At 37.1% G+C, this 15645-nt stretch carries 14 protein-coding genes; all 14 read left to right on the top strand.

The features are described from left to right. Positions 1 to 33 precede the first annotated feature (33 nt). The 14 genes from NSS71_RS18295 (at position 34) to NSS71_RS18230 (ending at position 15623) form a co-directional block, all read left to right on the top strand. Positions 34 to 1557: a PucR family transcriptional regulator gene (locus NSS71_RS18295; RefSeq protein WP_061796949.1), complete on the top strand. Its 1524-nt coding sequence runs from the start codon at positions 34 to 36 to the stop codon at positions 1555 to 1557. Between the two features lie 130 nt (positions 1558 to 1687). Further along, positions 1688 to 2317 carry an aspartate/glutamate racemase family protein gene (locus NSS71_RS18290; protein WP_047940848.1) on the top strand — a complete coding sequence of 210 codons (630 nt, stop codon included), beginning with the start codon at positions 1688 to 1690 and terminating at the stop codon, positions 2315 to 2317. Positions 2318 to 2548: 231 nt separating this feature from the next. After that, the gene (locus tag NSS71_RS18285) at positions 2549 to 4174 is read left to right on the top strand and encodes an OPT/YSL family transporter (protein WP_047940847.1); all 1626 of its coding nucleotides are present in this window, start codon (positions 2549 to 2551) and stop codon (positions 4172 to 4174) included. Positions 4175 to 4185: 11 nt separating this feature from the next. Further along, a complete protein-coding gene (locus NSS71_RS18280) occupies positions 4186 to 5241 on the top strand; it encodes a DUF917 domain-containing protein (protein WP_341151897.1) in 1056 nt (351 codons plus the stop codon). A gap of 18 nt (positions 5242 to 5259) precedes the next feature. Next, positions 5260 to 6210, top strand: coding sequence for a DUF1177 domain-containing protein (locus tag NSS71_RS18275; RefSeq protein ID WP_047940845.1), 951 nt, complete (start codon positions 5260 to 5262; stop codon positions 6208 to 6210). Between the two features lie 85 nt (positions 6211 to 6295). After that, the gene (locus NSS71_RS18270; RefSeq protein ID WP_047940844.1) at positions 6296 to 6964 is read left to right on the top strand and encodes an AroM family protein; all 669 of its coding nucleotides are present in this window, start codon (positions 6296 to 6298) and stop codon (positions 6962 to 6964) included. 13 nt (positions 6965 to 6977) lie between these two features. Next, entirely contained in the window at positions 6978 to 7925 is a 948-nt protein-coding gene (locus tag NSS71_RS18265) for an aminopeptidase (RefSeq protein ID WP_047940843.1), read from the top strand. A gap of 16 nt (positions 7926 to 7941) precedes the next feature. Then, positions 7942 to 8802 (top strand): NADPH-dependent oxidoreductase, encoded by an 861-nt coding sequence (locus tag NSS71_RS18260; protein WP_053215588.1) that lies wholly within the window; start codon positions 7942 to 7944, stop codon positions 8800 to 8802. 14 nt (positions 8803 to 8816) lie between these two features. After that, positions 8817 to 9350, top strand: coding sequence for a nitroreductase family protein (locus NSS71_RS18255; RefSeq protein ID WP_047940842.1), 534 nt, complete (start codon positions 8817 to 8819; stop codon positions 9348 to 9350). After that, the gene (locus NSS71_RS18250) at positions 9331 to 9636 is read left to right on the top strand and encodes a DUF6092 family protein (RefSeq protein WP_144544840.1); all 306 of its coding nucleotides are present in this window, start codon (positions 9331 to 9333) and stop codon (positions 9634 to 9636) included. The genes NSS71_RS18255 and NSS71_RS18250 overlap by 20 nt, the downstream gene beginning before the upstream one ends. Positions 9637 to 10058: 422 nt before the next feature. After that, positions 10059 to 11417, top strand: a complete 1359-nt coding sequence (locus NSS71_RS18245) for an FAD-dependent oxidoreductase (protein WP_047940840.1) — start codon at positions 10059 to 10061, stop codon at positions 11415 to 11417. Between the two features lie 105 nt (positions 11418 to 11522). After that, entirely contained in the window at positions 11523 to 12131 is a 609-nt protein-coding gene (locus tag NSS71_RS18240) for a DNA-3-methyladenine glycosylase (RefSeq protein WP_061797278.1), read from the top strand. Between the two features lie 99 nt (positions 12132 to 12230). Next, on the top strand, positions 12231 to 14144 hold the full coding sequence (locus NSS71_RS18235; protein ID WP_341151896.1) for a BglG family transcription antiterminator: 1914 nt from the start codon (positions 12231 to 12233) through the stop codon (positions 14142 to 14144). A gap of 171 nt (positions 14145 to 14315) precedes the next feature. Continuing rightward, positions 14316 to 15623 carry a PTS sugar transporter subunit IIC gene (locus tag NSS71_RS18230; RefSeq protein ID WP_061796941.1) on the top strand — a complete coding sequence of 436 codons (1308 nt, stop codon included), beginning with the start codon at positions 14316 to 14318 and terminating at the stop codon, positions 15621 to 15623. Positions 15624 to 15645: the final 22 nt, after the last annotated feature.

The raw sequence follows: 15645 nt of genomic DNA, 5'->3' as shown, positions 1-15645 counted from the left end.
ATGAAAAGGATAAAAGTAGTGGAGGTGGTAAGAATGAATCAATCGGGTATTACAGTTAATGATTTATTACGACTCCCTGTTTTAAAGGATGCAAAAGTGATAAGTGGGAGGGAAGGGTTAAATAGAAATGTTCAAAATATCGATATTATGGAAGTTCCTGATATCGACGGCTGGTTAAGGGGGGGAGAGTTGCTGCTAACAACAGCTTATTCCATAAGGCATGATCTTTCCTTACTGACAAAGCTTGTGGAGAAATTAGCGCAGGCAAATGCTGCTGCATTAGCGATAAAACCGGAAAGGTATTTACATGAAATGCCAAAAGAGATGATGGAGGTAAGTAATAAATATAATCTTCCCATTATTCAGCTTCCAGTCGGTGTGCCATACATTGATATTACAAATGCTGTCATGGAACAAATTGTAAATAAACATGCTGCTTTACTTAGAAGGTCTGAAGAAATTTATAAGAAGTTAACGACATTGGTTCTTGAAAACAGTGGGATACAAACGGTTGCTGATAATGTATCACAAATGATAGAAGCACCTATTATTCTTTTAGATAAAGCTGGCAAAAAAATTGTTTGCTCCCCAATGGAAGGAAGGATGAACGAATATACGCATATAAAGCAGTGGGATATTACAGTAGATAAGGAGCGAGTTGGCAAATTTTTAATTGAAAAAGAGCATTTGGATGAAATGGATAAAATTTGCGTAGAACAGGCACGACTAGTTTTTTCTTTAGAATTAATGAGAAGAAAAACAGCAATGGATACAGAGAATCATTTAAGAGGAAACTTTATTGAAGAACTGCTTGCAGGCATATTTCTCCCTCAAGAAGAAGTGGTGAATAAAGGAAGACAACTTGGATTGGATCCTGAAATAATGTGGGAAATAATCGTGATGGAAAGTGCAAATCTTATGGAGGAAGGTTCACCATTGTTACATGAATTAAGCAGCGTTATAGAATCTGTTAATCTATCCCATGCTAATAAGGTTTACACACAGAAACAAGGAAATCGGCTTGTTATCCTCTCAGCCGCTCCCTATCAACCTATTATGACAACGGAAACAAATCAACTATGGATGGAGAAATTAGTCCCCCTTATTAAGAAATATACCGATTTTCAAGTAGGATTTGGCGGAAGAGCTTTATTATGGGAGATACATTTAAGTTATTTAGAAGCTAGAAATTCACTTTTAATTGGATCAAGTCTTAATAAAGGGAAAAAAATGTACTTTTATGAAGATATTGAGCTATTTAAGTTGTTACTAGACAGTTCCGACTATGTCAATATGGATCCAGTTATTGAAAGGAAAATAGGTAAGTTAATACAATATGATAAAGAAAATGACAGTGATCTTGTCAAAACGCTCTTTTATTACTTGACTTCTAATGGAAGTCTAAAGGAAACAGCAAATCAATTATATATTCATCGTAACTCAGTAAAATATCGCATTGATAGAATAAAAGAAATAGCAGATATTAAATTAGATACTTTCCAAGAGAAGGTTTTATACTATTGTTGTATATTCTTTCATAACTTTAAGGGTTCCTAAAACAGAGGGGTCTATTGTACTCGGAGCACAATAGCCCCCTCTGTTTTTTGTTTTTTTAGGACATTGTGACAAAAAGACAGAAAAGTTAAAATATAAATATTCAGAAAATTTAAATTTGAGGAGTGGGGATATGATTGGTGTCATTCGTGTTTTTACAACGGAGAATAAAGCAGTCTTGGACCATCATGGCAAAATAATTACAGAATTATATGGATTGCCAACCGTAAATCACTGTATACCAGATCAAGCGTTAGGTATTTATGATAATGCTTCAGAAAAAGAAGCAATCCCAAAAATCGTAGAGTTAGGAAAAAAGATGGAAAGGGAAGGAGCAAGGATACTTGTTATTAGCTGTGCAGCAGACCCTGGGATTGAAGAACTAAGAAAAGCAGTATCTATACCAGTAATAGGAGCGGGAAGTGCTGCTGCATTAACAGCTTTTTCTTTAGGAAAACCTGTAGGGATATTAGGGATAACCCAGGATGTTCCAGAAGTTATGAAGAAGATTTTAGGGGAGCTGTTGGTAGGCTTCAAAGTTCCAGAAGGTGTAGAAAATACGACCGATTTACTGAAAGAGGAAGGGAAGGAAAAGGGGCTGAAGGCTGCTAAAGATCTGTTAGATCAAGGAGCCAAGGTAATTGTGTTTGCTTGCACAGGTTTTTCAACAATTGGACTGGCAGACCAATTGCGTAATGAATTGAGAGTTCCCGTTATTGATGCAGTCGAAGCAGAAGGACAGTTTGCAGCACAGTTATACTGACGTTGTCATATGGACAACCAATTAGTTGATAAAAATTTTTCTTTTCATCGTATGACAATCGTTTTGATTTTCTTTTTTACTAAATAAGAGTAACGAAATAATTGGACTTATTTTTAATATTCTTTATTCACTGGCTTACAATATCAACAACATCGAATGTACCACTTATTTTAGTATGACTCCACTCTTTAATATCAAAATGCTATTTAAAAATAATTTGGAGGCTAGTCTATGAAACAAGTAGAACCAGTAAAAAAACACCCTCGTTTATTTGAACCTGTTTCCCTTATATTTACCATTATTACTGCAGTATTTGGTGCTATTATCGGGATGCAAATTATCGTCTCTTTAGGAGTAACACCCAATACATCTATTATAGGAGCGCTTCTAGCAATGTTGATTGCTAGAATTCCTATTACTATCTTCAAGAAATATAAGTCTATACATAGACAGAATTTAGTACAGACTTCTATATCAGCTGCAACTTTTGGGGCTGCAAATAGTTTGTTAATCCCAATCGGTATTCCCTTTCTAATTGGGGAACCAGATTTAATTATTCCGATGCTCATCGGAGCAGCATTGGCCATGTTTGCAGATGCTGCCATTTTATATAAACTATTTGATTCGAAGCTGTTTCCTGCATCAGGTACATGGGCACCAGGAGTAGCAACAGCACAAGCTATCGTTGCTGGTGATAAGGGAGGAAAACGGGCAGGGCTTCTTGGAATTGGAACACTTATTGGTGTTATCGGCTCGATTTTGCATATTCCGATGTCTGCCTTTGGGGTTGCTTTTATCGGTAACATATGGGCTTTAACTATGTTTGGAATTGGCTTACTATTCCGACAATATTCTATTCCTGTTTTTGGTGTAGATGTAAACGCCCTTTACATCCCACATGGCATTATGATTGGTGCAGGAATTGTGGCGTTAGTCCAAGTTACGCTATTAATCTTTGGAAAAGATAAAAGAAAGCAAAAGGGAAAAAATCAAGAGGTAGCTGCAGCTATGGAAAATGATGTAGACGACTCGAATTATACAACACCTATTTCAGTAGCAAGAAAGACTTTAGGAATTGGCTTTATTGTTTATATTGCGATTGCTTTAATTATTGCTTTAACAGGTGGACTTATTACAGATATGTCATTTGGTATGTTGATTGGATTTCTTATTTTTGCTGCATTTGCCGCATTTGTTCATGAGTTAATCGTTGGTATTGCTGCCATGCATTCAGGGTGGTTTCCAGCCTTTGCGGTTGCCTTTATTACCCTCCTTATCGGTATGATGATTGGTTTTCCGCCTTTAGCACTTGCTTTACTTGCAGGATTCAGTGCCGCGACAGGACCGGCTTTTGCAGATATGGGCTATGACTTTAAAACAGGTCATATTCTACGGGGAAAAGGCGCTGACAAAGAATATGAAATAGATGGAAGAAAACAACAATATATGACGTCATTAGTTGCCTTTGGAGTCGCATTGCTAACAGTGCTAGTCACTTATAAAGGATATTTTGCCAATAATCTTGTTCCACCAATAGATGCTGTCTATGTTTCTACGATTCAGGCAGGCACTTCTATGGAAGTCGCTCGGCAATTATTAATATGGGCTATTCCAGGGGCTATCCTACAAATACTTGGTGGTTCAAGTAGACAGCTAGGAGTAATGTTTGCAACAGGTTTGTTAATTTTAACTCCATATGCAGGCGTTGCAGTATTGGTAGGAATTGCGATTCGTTTAATGTGGGTGAAGAAAAAAGGAAAAGAAGCAGAGACGCCAATGAGTATTTTAGCTGCAGGGTTTATTGCTGGGGATGCACTGTATAGTTTCTTTAACTCTGTATTTAAATTAGGGAAATGAGGAGATGAAACGTGACAATAAAGTTAGATGAACAGATTGTAGAATTTGCTGTATATGGTGGTGCCATACTAGGAGGCGGCGGAGGAGGAAAAATAGAAGATGGACTTCAGATAGGACGCCTTGCTTTAGAGGTTGGTCAGCCTGTCTTAAAAACAGCAGAGGAAATGGCGGATGAAGACTTACTTGTAACGGTTTCGCTAGTTGGTGCTCCAGCAGCTAAAGGGCAGTATGTAAAGCCGGTTCATTATGTCAAAGCAATGGAGCTATTGGCAAGTAAGCTAGATAGACCAATTCAAGGAATTATTACCAATGAAAATGGAGCTGGTACTACAGTAAATGGCTGGTTTCAATCTGCTATGACAGGGTTACCAGTAGTAGATCTGCCTTGTAATGGAAGAGCTCATCCAACTGGCACAATGGGATCATTAAATTTAACAGAGATGCCTACTTATATTTCTCATCAAGCAGCCGTTGGCGGGAAAGGAGATAAGTATATAGAAATGCTTATCACTGGTTCTCTTGATATAACAGCAAAAGCAGTTCGCCAATTGTCTATTGATGCTGGCGGGTTAGTAGCAGTGGCAAGAAATCCTATCACAGTGGGATACGCAAAGCAAAACGGAGCGAAGGGAGCCATTTCGCAAGCAATTACAGTAGGCAAAGCCTTGCTGTCTAATAAAGGGGAATCTGCTATCGAAGCAGTTGTGTCTGAATTAGGCGGATCTATAGTCACAGAAGGAACAGTAACGGCATGTACTTTAGAAACAATAGGAGGTTTCGATGTAGGAAAAGTAACTATTGAAGACTGCTATGATATGACCTTTTGGAACGAGTATATGACAATTGAAAAAAATGGAGTGCGTTTTGGAACCTTTCCAGACCTTATTATGACATTGGATACAAAAACAGCTAGACCTATTGTAACCGCGGAAATGGCAAAAGGTCAGCAAGTAGCTGTTATAACCGTTCCCAAGGAAAAATTACGCTTAAGTAGTACGATGAGTAACCAAAAGTTAATCCAACCAATTGAAAAAATAATAAACAAAAAAATTCTAACTTATATTTAAAAAGGAGAGATTGATAGAATGGTTTTAAAACAAACTTTAGTAGCATTAGAAACGTTAGATAATGCATTTGTAACAGGAGAAATTGTTGCTGATTTATTTAAAGAATATCCAAATGTACAAACAGATGTTGTAAAAGTAACAGGGGAAAAAGGAAGCACAGATTTTATTAAGATTACCATACCGGGAGCAAAAGGGAAATCTTCTGGTGGAACTGTTCCGACATTAGGTATTATTGGAAGATTAGGGGGCATTGGTGCACGACCAAGCAGAATTGGGTTAGTATCTGATGCTGATGGTGCCGTAGCGGCAATTGCTTCTGCTTTGAAACTAGCAGATATGCAGGTAAAGGGAGATGTACTTGCTGGAGATGTGATTGTTTCAACACATATTTGCCCAGATGCACCAACAAGACCACATGAACCTGTTGACTTTATGGATTCTCCAGTCGATATTTTAACAATGAATAAACATGAAGTAATTCCAGAAATGGACAGTATTATTTCAATTGATACTACAAAAGGAAATAGAGTGATCAATCATAAAGGAATTGCTCTTTCTCCAACAGTAAAAGAAGGCTACATTCTTCGAGTTAGTGAGGACTTACTAAGAATTATGGAAATGACGACAGGGAAATTTCCAGTCACCTTCCCTGTCACTTCACAAGATATAACACCATATGGAAATGATTTATACCATATCAATTCCATTTTGCAGCCATCTGTTGCGACAGACGCACCAGTTATTGGCTTGGCAATAACAGCTCAATCAATCGTCCCAGGGTGTGGCACGGGGGCTAGTCACGAAACAGATATTGCGGATGCCGTTCGTTTTTCTATAGAGGTTGCAAAGGAAATAGCTAATGGAACTTGCGAATTTTATGATAAAGATGAATTTAATAGAATGACAACCTTATATGGTTCCATGAAAGTCCTGCAAACAATGGGGAAAGCTGTTTCTCCTCAGTCTTAACCAAGTAAGAAAAGAGAGGGGGGCATTGCTTCCTCTCTTTTCTTATAGTAGAGGAGAGAATGACTTATTAAAAGGAGTTGTTTATATGAAAAAGCTTGGAATGATTACAATTGGTCAAGCTCCAAGAACGGATGTTGCCCCAATTGTAGAGAAGTGTGTAAACAAAGCGGAACTTATCCAAGTTGGAGTATTAGATGGGATGTCGAAAGATTATATTGAGACAAATCTATATCCTGAAGAAGGCGATTATGTTTTAACCTCCAGACTAGTAACAAATGAGTCGGTAGTTATGTCTCGCGAAAAAATAAAGCCAATTTTACAGGAGAAAATCTATTATTTAGAGAATATGGGAATAAACCAAATATTGCTGTTGTGCACTGGTGTTTTTCCAGGGCTGCAAACAAGGAAAGCTTATTTAATTGAACCTGATCATATCATTCCCCCCACCATTCACGCATTAGTAGGAAATAGAAGACTGGGTGTAATTGTTCCACTTAAGGAACAAATAAAGACGTCTCTTCCTAAATATGCCCCCTTAGGGTTAAAACCTATTTTTAGTGTGGCATCACCATATAATATGAGTATAGAAACTTTTAAGAATGCAGCTAAAGAATTAAAGAAGGAAGCAGATATAATTTTGTTGGATTGTATGGGATATACAGAGAATGCCAGAGAGATGGTAGCAGAAATAGCTAATAAACCAGTCATTCTCTCCAATGCAATCATGGCAAAATTAGTATCAGAAATGATATAGGGAGAGGATAAAAATGAACGAAAAAATGATAGAAACAAGCAAAAATGTTCTTGCTAACTGTTTAGGCATAAAAGAAGGAGAGTTATTTCTCGTTGTCACAGATGAAGCAAAGAAGGAAATAGCTGAATCCATATATGAAGCTGGTAAAGCGTTACACGCTGAAACGATGCTTATTGTTATGCAGGACAGAGAAAAGTCGGGACAAGAGCCACCAGCAACTGTTGCAGCGGCCATGAAAGCAGCAGATGTGGCTGTTTGTGTAACGGCACATTCCTTAACCCATACACAAGCTAGAAAAGAAGCAGTAGAGACAGGAACAAGGCTTGCGACCATGCCAGGAATAACAAAGGATATGTTCTTAGAAGGAGCCATTTCTGCGGATTATGAACAAGTGAGAATTCTTACGGAAGAAATAACGGAGCAGCTTACAAAGGGAAAGCAGGTCAAAATTGAAAAAGACGGTTATTGTTTAGCATTTGATATGACAGAAAGGCAGGGCATCCCAAGTACGGGAATGTACTTACACCCCGGGGAATCGGGTAATCTGCCGTCTGGAGAAGCATATATTGCACCAGTAGAAGGAACTGCAGCTGGTACCATTGTAGTGGATGGCTCTGTGGCTGGAATAGGAAAGCTAAGTACTCCGCTTAAGCTTAAGATAGAAGAAGGTCGCTTAGTGGAGGCAGAAGGAGAAGAAGGAGAGCAATTATTAAAGATATTAGGCAATGGGGAAGGCAGAATGCTCGCAGAATTTGGGATAGGAACAAATGATAAGGCAAGGATCACAGGTGTGGTATTAGAGGATGAAAAAGTATACGGGACCATTCATATAGCTTTTGGTAGCAATGACACGTTTGGTGGAACAGTTTCAGCAGGCGTTCATATAGATGGAGTTGTCACCCAACCTACCGTTTATATAGATGATGCATTATTGATGGAGAAAGGCGTACTGATAAAATAGCAAGGTGGTGACTTGAGTGAGGGAATATTCGAAACGGGAAACGAGAATTGAGTTAGAAGGCTTATCAAAAGAGGAGCATTTACTTAATGAAACGATTGAGGTACTTACTGCTCATGAGTCAGTAAGGGCTTTTCAATCAAAAGATATTCCGGCAAACATTCTTCAAACGATTATAACTGCAGCTAGAAGTGCACCAACCTCTTCAAACTTGCAGGCGTATAGCATTATTGTAATAAAGGATGAAAAAAGGAAATCACGGTTAGCTACCCTTTCTGGCGAACAGTCATTTATCCATGAGGCACCTGTGTTTCTAGTCTTCTGTGCAGATATTTACCGTTTGAAATACGTGACAGAATCACAAGGATATTCTTTTCTAGCCAATACGCTAGAAATGTTTCTTCTTTCCTCAATGGACGCCACCCTTGCTCTGCAAAATGCAGTAGTGGCTGCGGAAGCGTTAGGATTAGGTTGTGTACCTGTTGGTTCTATTCGAAACCATCCCGATGCGGTTGCAGAGGAGCTCGGCCTACCCGCAGGCGTATTTGCTGTTTCGGGATTATCGATAGGCATTGAAAAAGAAGGCACAAGACGAGGCGTAAAGCCGAGATTACCAGAAAAAGTAATGGTTCATCAGGAAAAATATTCAATAGAAAATCTTGACGAGTCATTAGAACAATACGATCATACGATGATTTCTCGTAAAACCTACGATGGCCGTAGAGTCTCCTTAGCTGGAGAACCAGAAAAGCAGGGGAAGGACTACGGATGGAAAGAACATACTGCTAGAAGATGCACAAGGCCAGAAACAATCGCTGCCTCAGCAAGCTTAAGAGAAAATTTGAAGAACGTATTAGAAAGTAGAGGCTTTTCTTTTTAAGGGAGGAATGGATATTGGATGTATTGGAGGCAATAAAAACAAGAAGAAGTTCACGCTCATTTGCAGAACGAGGCGGATTACCTATAGAAGTAGTCGATTCAATTGAACAAAGTATTTTACATAGTCCGTCAGGGAGCAATGCTCAAGAATCTCACTTCCTCATAGTCCAGAACAAAGAGCAGATAAAAAGAATAAAAAGATTTTCCCCAGGTCTATCAGGAGATCCGGCGGCTGTTATTGTGTTGTGCTCCAACCCTGCAGAAGCTCTCCATAAAGGCGGGAAAGATTCGGAAGAAGTATTGCGTTTTGTTAATTTAGGAATAGTCGCTGCCTATATTCTTTTATCTACCCATTCATTAGGTATCGGAAATTGCCCAGTTAGATCCTTTCATAAAAAAGCCATCAAGGAATTGTTGGCGCTTCCACATGAGATGGAGCCAGAGCTTCTCATCAGTTTAGGCTATTCAAAAGAATCTCCAAGAAAGAAAAAAAACAGGGCAAAAGAGGAGGTAATTTCTTTTGACAGATATGGAAACATACAAAAATGAGAAGCTAGTAGAACTTGTTAGAGATTATAGCGGCTATATTCTTACAAGTGCAAAAGGGCTGTATCGAGAGCCTGCTCATTATGGACCACTAAGAATGGTTGGCGCATTGGAACGTACCTTAGTCTTGTTAACAGAACTTGGAATAGAGGATAAGGAAATGGAAGAAGTATTATCCTTCATACGAAAAGAGGGGTGGCGTGCTTTATCAGATCCTTTGGGATATGAGAAAGCATTAGACAAATCGATTGATCAGCTAGTTGAGCTTACCGTGCAAAGTAAGGAGTAGAAGTACTTAAAAAGTGTTTTTGGAGTTTGCAGATAATAGAGACTAGGAAAACGTTATTCAATCGAAGACAAACCCAGCCAATGATACTAAAAATATTATTGGCTGGGTTTTAATTCATTTAAAAAGAAAGATTGTTGTAATTACAGAGAGCCTGAATACAATGTTTTACTTTCGATGAAGCGGTCGCTTCCTTTTCCCCCATTATAGTTTGTTTATTTCCAGCTACTTTTTTAACTCTAATATTGGAATATATTTCTATGTTTTATTTTGTGAATTCAATCACAAAATACTTGCATTAAGAAATATTCGATGTATAATAAAGATGTGAACAGAATGTGAATTCTATCACAATATATGTGATTTTTTTCACTAATTAAGTGAAGGATTTCACATTCAATCTATTACAAAAGGAGTTTTTATACATGAAAGTAGTTGTAATTGGATGTACACATGCTGGGACAGCGGCAGTAAAAACATTAGCAAATGTAAATAAAAATATAGATATAACTGTTTATGAAAAAAATAATAATGTTTCCTTTTTATCTTGTGGAATTGCTTTATATGTTGGCGGTGTTGCCAAAGATGCGAGTCAGTTATTTTATTCTTCACCAGAAGAGTTAAAAGCGCTTGGCGCAACGATGCATATGGAGCATGAAGTCCTAGAAATTGATACAGAAAACAAGCAAGTACGTGTGAAAGACTTACAAACAGGAGAAGAAAAGATTGATCCATATGATAAGTTAGTAATGACTACTGGCTCATGGCCAATAATTCCACCAATTGATGGAATTAATCTGGATAATATTTTGCTTTCTAAAAACTATAATCAAGCAAATGAAATAATTGAGCGCTCTAAGAATGTAAGAAATGTTACCGTAATTGGGGCGGGATATATTGGTGTTGAGTTAGTGGAAGCATTTGCGTTAAATGGAAAAAACGTGACGTTAATTGATAGTGAGGACAGAATTCTAAATAAATATTTAGATAAAGAGTTTACAGATGTGGTTGAGGCAGAATTTGCGGAGCGTAACATTCACTTAGCTTTACAACAAACAGTAACAAAATTTGCAGGTGATGAACGAGGAAAAGTAACAAAGGTTTATACCACAAAAGGAGAATATGAAACAGATTTAGTTATCTTATGTGTGGGCTTTAGACCAAACACAAATCTGTTAAAAGGTAAAGTAGACCTGCTTCCTAATGGTGCTATTAAAATTAATGAATATATGCAGTCAAGTAATCCAGATATTTATGCAGCAGGTGACAGCTGTGCTGTTAATTATAATCCAACTGGAGAAAAAATGTATATCCCCCTTGCAACAAATGCTGTTCGAATGGGAACACTTGTCGGCTATAATATTGCTGGACGACCATTGAAATATATGGGAACACAAGGAACTTCTGGATTGCATATTTTTGGCTTAAATATGGCATCTACCGGATTAACAGAAGTTACGGCTAAATTAAATAATATCCCTTATGAAGTAACAGAAGTAATCGATAATGATCGTCCAGAATTTATGCCGACATTTCATGAAATTCGTTTAAAAGTACTTTTCCATCAAGAGACAAGAGAAATTTTGGGGGCACAATTAATTTCAAAAGCAGATGTGACACAAATGATGAATACATTATCTGTATGTATTCAAACTAAAATGACGATTGATGAATTAGGATTTATCGATTTCTTCTTTCAACCGCATTTTAACAAACCGTGGAATACATTAAATCAAGCTGGATTAGCAGCTATAGCGAAACAAAAAGAACTTGTTAAGCAATAAGCACTAGGTGAAAAGAATCATCTCTTTTTATAAAGGGATGATTCTTTCTTTTTTGGGGGAAAGAAACGTATACTAGAAGAAATATAATAGGAGAGAGAGACGATGATTGATTATATAAACCAGTCAACAGAAGAAATAGCACAAGTACTTTTAGGAAAAAAACTTATTCATAAAACGCCGGCATATACGTATAGTGGTTATATTGTAGAGACGGAAGCCTATGTTGGGATAGAAGATATGGCTTGTCATAGCTATGCAGGAAGACGCACGCCTCGATTGGAATCGATGTATAAGTCAGGTGGAACAATCTATATTTATACGATGCATACCCACCATATGTTAAATATTGTTACAAAAGAAGAGGGAAATCCCCAGGCTGTTCTTATCCGAGCGATTGAACCTTTTGAAGGAATAGAAGGGATGGAAAAGAATCGACAAGCAAATGGAGTAAATGTATGTAATGGACCTGGGAAGCTTACAAAAGCAATGGAAATCACCAAAGCTTTAAATGGTATCTTAATAAATGAAGAATCTTTACGGATTGTAGATGGGAAAGTACCATCCCAAATAATTGAGTCTCCGAGAATTGGGATTCCAAATAAAGAGGAATGGACGCTAAAACCATTACGATATTATGTAAAAGGGCACCCCTGCGTATCAGGAATGAAAAAAGGCGAGATGCTTTCTGCTGCAGATTATTGGCATTATGGATAATGGATAATTTGTTTAGAAACCGCTTTCTAATAAAAGGCTGATAAGATATGATGGATATAACTATCATAGAAGGGAATTGGTTAAAAGGAGTGAGTGAAATTGTTACCAATAAGACAACAAAAGATACTGCATCAGCTTATGCAGTCAAAGTCTCCGCTTTCCAGTGATTACTTAGCAAATGCCCTGGATGTAACCACGCGAACAATTAGAAGTGATATGAAGGCATTGATTGATACATTAAAAGATAATGGAGCAGAAATAGTACTGACAAGAGGGAAGGGATATGAATTAGTTATTGGAAATTATCATTATTTTAAACCATTTTTAACAAAAATAATGAATGAAAATAACGTAAGTACACCCCTTCCAACGGAACCTGAGGAAAGAGTCGACTATATTCTAAAACGTCTATTATTGGCGGAAGAATACTTAAAAATCGAACAATTTGCTGAGGAGCTTTTTGTAAGTGAATCCTCTATTAAAAATGATCTGAAAGAAGTAAGAAGATTATTAAAAGACTTTAATTTAAATCTAGATAAGAAGCCAAACTATGGTTTGAAAATCAAGGGGCAAGAAGCTAAACTGCGTTATTGTCTTGCGGCATATGTGTTTGACCAGGATCAAACAGATTGGATACTTCCGAATAAAAAACTAGAAGAAATAAGAAACATTATTATCGAACAAGCAGAAAAGGTATCTATTTTTCTATCAGATATTGGCGTAAATAATTTAGCAACGCATATTGCGATTGCCTGTATTCGCATACAAAATGATAATTATGTTTCCATGCCTTTAAAAGAAATGGAGCCTCTTAAAGAAAAAAGAGAATTTACGATTGCCAAAAAGATTGTCTTTTTTCTAGAAAAAACGTTACAGGTTACTTTTCCTGAATCAGAAATAGCCTACATAACTATTCATTTATTAGGTGCGAAAATGGTAGTTTACCAGTCTGATAGCAGAGAGAATATGTTAGAAATGATAGAGGAAGACATTTTAGCATTAACAAAAGCGATGCTCCACGAAGTGGAGCAAGAATTGGATCTAGAAATAGCCTATGATGAAGAATTAATTTACGGGTTATGTCTGCACTTAAAGCCTGCTATCAATAGATATAAATACGATTTAACCATAAAGAATCCCCTTCTTGCTGAAATCAAGAAAAATTATCAAATGTCCTTTGATGCTGCTGTTATTATGGGGAAATACTTAAGTAGACATAAGGGATTGGACATTAATGAAGATGAAATAGGTTATTTAGCATTACATATTGGCGCAGCGCTTGAGCGAAAGAAAGCAAAAAACAATGTGAAAAGATGCTTGATTGTCTGTGCTACTGGGGTGGCAAGTGCTCAATTACTGTATCACAAGCTTCAGTCCACCTTTGGCAATAAACTTGAAATTGTAGGAACTGCTAATATGTTTACCATCGATAACTATGATCTAAGTACATTAGACTTCATTGTTAGTACCATTCCTATTAAAAGGGAATTAACCATACCTGTTATTGATGTACATACTATTTTAAGAGAGGAAGACATTAGTAAATTAGAGCATATGGTTGTAGATAGAGTTGAAACTACCTTGCAATATTTTTATCCTGACCTTGGATTTTTTCAACAAGAGTATCAAACGAAAGAGGAAGTATTAGCATTTTTAGCAAGAGAAATTATACAGAAGGGGATTGCGCCAGATCATTTCTTTGAGTTAATCATGGAACGAGAAGAGATTGCTCCAACAAGTTATGGAAACGCCATAGCCATTCCTCATCCTCTAAAACCAATCACCGACAGTACTTTTTTATCTATTTGCACATTAAAAAAACCAATTCAATGGGGCGAAAATAAAGTGCAGCTTATTTTCTTATTAAGTGTACAAAAAAAGTACAAGAAAGATATTCAAAAGCTATATCAGCTGCTAGTCAAAATATCAGGAAATGCCTATATGGTGAATCAGCTATTAAAGGTAAAGTCCTTTGACGAATTCAAAGAATGTATTTTAGCTATTGGACAATAGGAATTTATAGAAGGGAAGGAACTCCGGACTAGAGTTCCTTTTTTTTGAGTCAGCCATTTCCAGTTTAAGGTGGAAAATAAGTGTATGTAAATGTAAGCGCTTATCCAATAGAATGGAAAACAAGAAATGAAACATATCATTTCCATTTAAATTAGGAATGGAGGTTAATCAATGAGTTTTAAAGACAAAGCTACCGAGACCCTTGGAAATGTTGCTTACAAAATAACAAATCAGAAATATATTATGGCCATAAAAAAAGCTTTTGTGACGTTAATGCCTGTCATTATAACAGGGGCGTTTGCCGTTTTAATCGCGAATATGGTGATGGGAACAGAGAGTGGTTTAGCCCATTTTAAAGCATTTGCCTTTTTGGCTGATTACCAGCCAATTATGAAGGCGATCCAATATGCTACCTTGAACTTCCTTACAATTGGGGCCGTTTTTCTTATTGGGATAGAGCTCGGACGGATCAATGGCCATCAGTCGTTATTCCCTGGAATATTAGCATTAATGTCCTATGTTTCTGTTGTTCCAACAACGCTAGAACTGCTTGTTAATGAGAAGAGCCAATTAGTGGTTGATGTTTTAGCAAGGCAGTTTTCTGATCCAAAAAGTTTATTCCTCGGAATGATTATCGCCATTGTATCGGTTGAAATTTATTGCAAGTTATCGAAAGTAGATAAGCTGCAAATTAAGATGCCTGATAGTGTTCCGTCAAATGTTGCGACTTCGTTTTCAGCACTAATTCCTTCTATTTTAACTGTAACGATTGTTGCTACTTTTGGATTTCTTTTTTTCAAAGTTACAGGGATTTATTTATATGAAGCAGTATATAACATTGTACAAAGACCGTTAGAAAGTGTCATGCAAGGACTGCCAGGAATTCTGATTCTTATGTTTGTGGCCCAATTTTTCTGGGTGATTGGTATTCATGGAAATCAAATGGTAAAACCGATAAGAGAACCACTGTTGCTGGCATCTATTACTGTTAATATGACGGCATTCCAAGAGGGAAAGGAAATTCCTAATATTATCACGATGCCGTTTTGGGATGTGTATATGAATATTGGTGGTTCAGGGGTAACCATTGGTTTATTAATAGCAATTTTTATAGTATCTAAACGAGAAGAAATGAGAAGTATTGCAAAACTATCCGCAGGACCTGGTGTGTTCAATATAAATGAGCCAGTTATATTTGGATTACCAGTTATGTTAAATCCAGTTATGGCTATTCCCTTTATTATTACCCCGCTGATTACAGGGACAATCGGTTATATTGCTACAGTAACTGGATTTGCTGCTAAGGCTGTCGTCATGGTTCCTTGGACGACCCCGCCCATTATTAATGCATACCTATCCACGGCCGGAAGTATTGGAGCGGTTATTACCCAGATTATTTGTATTATCGTATCTGTTCTAATTTATTTGCCATTTGTATTGATTGCTAATAAGGCTCCTGCTGTTCCAGAAGACGAGTAATTTAATACGGGAAGGGAGGAAG

The sequence above is a fragment of the Niallia sp. FSL W8-0951 genome, assembly GCF_038006525.1.
Classification (GTDB): domain Bacteria; phylum Bacillota; class Bacilli; order Bacillales; family Cytobacillaceae; genus Niallia; species Niallia circulans.
This window is presented reverse-complemented; position numbering and strand designations above follow the sequence as displayed.

What these genes read in the sequence shown, in the direction of transcription:
- NSS71_RS18295 (WP_061796949.1), top strand. Translation starts at nt 34, where the DNA reads ATGAATCAATCGGGTATTACAGTTAATGATTTATTACGACTCCCTGTT.
- NSS71_RS18290 (WP_047940848.1), top strand. Translation starts at nt 1,688, where the DNA reads ATGATTGGTGTCATTCGTGTTTTTACAACGGAGAATAAAGCAGTCTTG.
- NSS71_RS18285 (WP_047940847.1), top strand. Translation starts at nt 2,549, where the DNA reads ATGAAACAAGTAGAACCAGTAAAAAAACACCCTCGTTTATTTGAACCT.
- NSS71_RS18275 (WP_047940845.1), top strand. Translation starts at nt 5,260, where the DNA reads ATGGTTTTAAAACAAACTTTAGTAGCATTAGAAACGTTAGATAATGCA.
- NSS71_RS18270 (WP_047940844.1), top strand. Translation starts at nt 6,296, where the DNA reads ATGAAAAAGCTTGGAATGATTACAATTGGTCAAGCTCCAAGAACGGAT.
- NSS71_RS18265 (WP_047940843.1), top strand. Translation starts at nt 6,978, where the DNA reads ATGAACGAAAAAATGATAGAAACAAGCAAAAATGTTCTTGCTAACTGT.
- NSS71_RS18250 (WP_144544840.1), top strand. Translation starts at nt 9,331, where the DNA reads ATGGAAACATACAAAAATGAGAAGCTAGTAGAACTTGTTAGAGATTAT.
- NSS71_RS18245 (WP_047940840.1), top strand. Translation starts at nt 10,059, where the DNA reads ATGAAAGTAGTTGTAATTGGATGTACACATGCTGGGACAGCGGCAGTA.
- NSS71_RS18230 (WP_061796941.1), top strand. Translation starts at nt 14,316, where the DNA reads ATGAGTTTTAAAGACAAAGCTACCGAGACCCTTGGAAATGTTGCTTAC.